Origin of the sequence: Mesorhizobium sp. M7A.F.Ca.AU.002.02.1.1 (assembly GCF_003998535.1) — a bacterium.
Lineage (GTDB): Bacteria > Pseudomonadota > Alphaproteobacteria > Rhizobiales > Rhizobiaceae > Mesorhizobium > Mesorhizobium ciceri.
The window spans coordinates 1-1781 of the sequence record NZ_RZPB01001023.1; the positions used below are offsets into that span (position 1 = coordinate 1).

Here is a 1781-nt window from a genome sequence, read left to right on the forward strand (position 1 = left end):
GCACCGAAGCCAGCAGCAGGTCCTTGAGCGCGCTGTTTGGGCCGATCGGGCCGGCGAGGCCGAGCGTCAGTTCGCCGATCAGCCGCCTGCCGCTCGACGGATCGATGACGCAGGAAACGCGCACGCGGTCCCCTGCTCCCGCCCCGAAGGCAGTGTCGAAAGCGCCGCGGATCTGGTCGGCCGTTAGCTTGCCGCCGATGTTTTTGGCAAAGAGATCGCGCACCGGCGAACTGTTCACCGCGCGCATCAAATTCAGCGCATCGGAGAAATAGTCCTGCTGGCTCTTGCCGTAGCAGGTGCCGTGCTTGATCCATTCATGCCGTTCGAGATGGGAGGCCGTTCCAGGCATCACCTGATCGAGTTCCGTGCGGGTGTTGGCGTCAAGATTGACCGGCGGCAGGTCTTTCCAGTGGGCCGGATTGTCGTTGGCCTTGTCGCTCGCCGTCGCCTGGCAATAGAAATTGCCATTCGGCTGCGGCCACAGGCCGTGCAAGGTGAAATGCGTGGCGTCGAAATCGCCGGCACTTTGTGCCCTGCATTCGGTCTTGTTCGACTTTGTCTCGCAAAACGCCGGCTGCCAGCTCAGCGCGAAGACGTATTCGGGCTTCCCCGATGCCGCCGGCTTGCCTTGCCCGTCAGGCGCGGCCGGCACGGTCGCCGCGCTGCTGCCGGAAACATGGCCGCAGCTGACCTTCACCCAGCGGCGCTCCGGATCGGCGCCCGGCACCAGGATGAGATAATGCGTCGGCGTCTCCTTGTTGCCGGCAAGCAACTGATAGCTCTGCCCGGCATCGGTCGAGACATTGCCGGGGTTCTTGCCGTTCTTGATCGCTTGCGTCGCCGGACAGGCGGCGTCGGCGACGAAGCTGCCGCTCATCTTCACGTCGGCATGCGCGGCCCCGGCCAGCGACGCCGCCAACATGGCCAATCCGAAAACGACACCGATGCGCATGGAGAATCCCCGGCTGAAGAAGTGGGCGACAGACTGAAGCTGTCTCCATGTCAGAATTGCGATATTTTGCTGACCGAACGCAAGAAACATCGTCGCGAAAAGCGGGTTTGCCGGATTGACGCATAATGTGGGCCGGCGCAAACAAAGCCAACGACGACAAAAGCAAGGGCGGGACCAGGCGGCATGTCATTCAGCCAGCAGCGCGTGGTTGCCTCGCCGACCGGTGCCGAGCTCAATCTTTTCGTCAGGCAGGCCGATGGCCGGGCACGCGCCGTCGTCCAGATCAATCACGGGCTAGCCGAGCACGCAGCGCGCTATGCCCGCTTTGCCGATTTTCTTGGCTCGCGCGGTTTCGACGTCTATGTCCACGATCATCGCGGCCACGGCGCGACCAAGGCGTCCGACGCTCCGCTCGGCAGGTTCGCCGACAGGGACGGTGCCGCCAAGGTGATCGCCGACGTCGACGTCATCCATGATCTCATCGCCCGCGAACGGCCAAACAGACCGGTCATCCTGTTTGGCCATTCGATGGGTGCGTCGGTGGCGCTGAACTACCTGTTGCGCCACTCGCCACGCGTTCACGCGGCAGCAATCTGGAACGGCAATTTCTCCCAAGGCCCGCTTGGGCAGCTTGCGCTCGGCATCCTTGCCTGGGAACGGATGCGGCTCGGCTCCGACGTGCCATCGCGCCTGCTGCCGAAACTCACCTTCCAGGCCTGGGGCAAGGCGGTGCCCAATCACCGCACGCTGTTCGACTGGCTGTCGCGCGACGAAGCGGAAGTGGCGAAATACATTGCCGATCCCTTGTGCGGCTGGGACGCTTCGGTGT

2 protein-coding genes are annotated in these 1781 nt (G+C 63.7%); one reads left to right on the forward strand and one right to left on the reverse strand.

Annotated elements, in window-relative coordinates:
* Positions 1-952: ribonuclease (locus EN879_RS34540; protein ID WP_127274646.1), on the reverse strand; the 952-nt coding region annotated here is incomplete at its 3' end.
* Positions 953-1135: 183 nt separating this feature from the next.
* Here EN879_RS34540 and EN879_RS34545 point away from each other — a divergent pair.
* A partial coding sequence (locus EN879_RS34545; protein WP_164774782.1) for an alpha/beta hydrolase occupies positions 1136-1781 on the forward strand: 646 nt, incomplete at its 3' end.